The organism is Stenotrophomonas maltophilia group sp. Smal17, from assembly GCF_030237045.1.
GTDB lineage: Bacteria > Pseudomonadota > Gammaproteobacteria > Xanthomonadales > Xanthomonadaceae > Stenotrophomonas > Stenotrophomonas forensis.
In genome coordinates this window covers 9868-11687 of record NZ_JASJSU010000055.1, presented here as the reverse complement: position 1 = coordinate 11687, position 1820 = coordinate 9868, and the positions used below count along the sequence as shown (strand labels likewise).

The window sequence follows — 1820 nt, the reverse complement described above, 5'->3', positions numbered from 1 at the left end:
GCAGCCTCGCCAGGCCACAGGTGTTGCCGGCCAGCGGCCGCCACTACCGTCGAATCGTCACACGCCCATGTAACGGCCGGGGCGGTGGTTGAACATCAGCACCAGGCTGAGCACCACCGCGCCGATGGCCGAATACAGCACCTTCGACGGCGACAGCACGAAGAACGCGGCCACCATCAGGCAGGCGTCGTAGGACATCTGCACCTTGCCCGCGCTCCAGCCGCGGGTGCGCTGCAGGTACACCGCCAGGATGCCGATGCCACCGAGGCTGGCACGGTGGCGGATGAAGAACAGGATGCCCAGGCCGGACAGCGCGCCACCGACGATGGCCGAGTACAGCGGGTGGATATGCGAGAAATCGATCCAGCGCGGCAGCAGGTCGGTCAGCACGCCGCAGGCGGTGACCGCGGCAAAGGTCTTCAGGGTGAATTCCCAGCCCATGCGGCGCAGCGCCACCCAGTAGAAGGGCAGATTGACCAGTACGAACACCACGCCGAAGTTCCAGTCCAGCGCGTAGTGCAGCAGGAAGGCCATGCCGGCCATGCCGCCGATCATCAGCCCACTCTTGGCGAAGATGGCCAGGCCCAGCGAGGCCACCATCGTGGCCAGCACCATGCCCTGCACGTCCTCGGCGATCGAGTGGCGCAGTGCTTTTTCGTCGGCGGTGGTGCCGGCACTGTCGGGCGGCGGGGTCAGCGGACCGGCGGTGACCAGGTGGCCGTCAGCGTCGTCGCACGGCGCGGGGCCATGGGATTCAAGGGACATGCGGGTGGGGGAACAACGGGTGGGGAGCGGTATTAGACACGATCTGCATGACAGTTGCAGATGAAATCGTTCAGCCACCTTCGCCCATTCAGGTTATTCCGGGCCCGCAACGGGCAACACGGCCAGCATGTCCTCGCCATCGTCATCCATCCCGGTCTCGACGAACCCGAAGCTGCCATAGAAGGCGCCAGCGACCGGATTGCGCGGGTTGTAGCAGATCTCGACCTCAGCCACGCCGGGCGTTGCCCGGATCTGCGCCAGCGCCAGTTCCAGCGCGCGGCGCCCGATGCCACGCCCCTGCCAGCGCTGATCGACCATGAAGCGCCAGATCGACGTCCGCTGCGGCGTCTCCGGCACCCACATGAAGAACCCCACCAGCTCGCCATCGGCCTGGATGGCACGGGCCTGGTAGCCGGGATTGAATGCTGCCTGCACCAGCGACCAGGTATTGCCGGCGACGAAGTCCTGCTGCGCCTCACTGACCTCGAGGTCGCACACGGCTTCGTAGTTGTCGACGGTGATCGCGTCCAGCGTGACCTGCATGGGGGCGTCCTGCCTGAGGATGGACGCCCAGTCTGCCCGAGCCTGGATGCCGTGTGGCGAGGCCCCACACGGCCGTTCAGCGCAGCGTTGCCTGCTCAGCCCTTGCGGGCCAGATGGTGCGCCACCAGCGCGTTGGCATGGCCATGGCCCAGCCCGTGCTCGCTCTTCAGGAAGCTGACCAGTTCCATGTGCTTCAGGCCCTTCTTGCCCGCCAGCAACCCGAACCAGTGTGCTACCGGCTGGCCGTAGGTCTTCTCGATGGAGGGGAAATACGAGGCCGGGCCTTTCGGCGTGGTGTCAGTGCTCATGTGCTGCTCCCGTTGAAAGTCATTCATTCGACGAACCACAGACGTGGAAATCGACATCCCCAAATATCCGACCCCGTGTCGACCAACGGTCGGCACCTACCACCAGCAGCAGGTTCCAACAGCTCGCGGGAAACTGTCGAAGGCGGGGTGGGGGGGGGGGGGGGGGGGGGGGGGGGGGGGGGGGGGGGGGGGGGGGGGGGGGGG

The 1820-nt window shown here is 66.6% G+C and carries 3 protein-coding genes; all 3 read right to left on the bottom strand.

Translation table 11 applies throughout. From position 1 onward, the window contains the following. Window positions 1-57 precede the first annotated feature (57 nt). On the bottom strand, window positions 58-765 hold the full coding sequence (locus QRO93_RS14335) for a YitT family protein (protein ID WP_049456208.1): 708 nt from the start codon (window positions 763-765) through the stop codon (window positions 58-60). A gap of 93 nt (window positions 766-858) precedes the next feature. Next, window positions 859-1308 carry a GNAT family N-acetyltransferase gene (locus QRO93_RS14330; RefSeq protein ID WP_180879639.1) on the bottom strand — a complete coding sequence of 150 codons (450 nt, stop codon included), beginning with the start codon at window positions 1306-1308 and terminating at the stop codon, window positions 859-861. 95 nt (window positions 1309-1403) lie between these two features. Then, window positions 1404-1616: a DUF4287 domain-containing protein gene (locus QRO93_RS14325; RefSeq protein WP_180879641.1), complete on the bottom strand. Its 213-nt coding sequence runs from the start codon at window positions 1614-1616 to the stop codon at window positions 1404-1406. Window positions 1617-1820 lie beyond the last annotated feature (204 nt).

Excerpts from the sequence above, each read along its gene's own strand:
- QRO93_RS14335 (WP_049456208.1), bottom strand. The coding sequence starts at position 765 with ATGTCCCTTGAATCCCATGGCCCCGCGCCGTGCGACGACGCTGACGGC.
- QRO93_RS14330 (WP_180879639.1), bottom strand. The coding sequence starts at position 1,308 with ATGCAGGTCACGCTGGACGCGATCACCGTCGACAACTACGAAGCCGTG.
- QRO93_RS14325 (WP_180879641.1), bottom strand. The coding sequence starts at position 1,616 with ATGAGCACTGACACCACGCCGAAAGGCCCGGCCTCGTATTTCCCCTCC.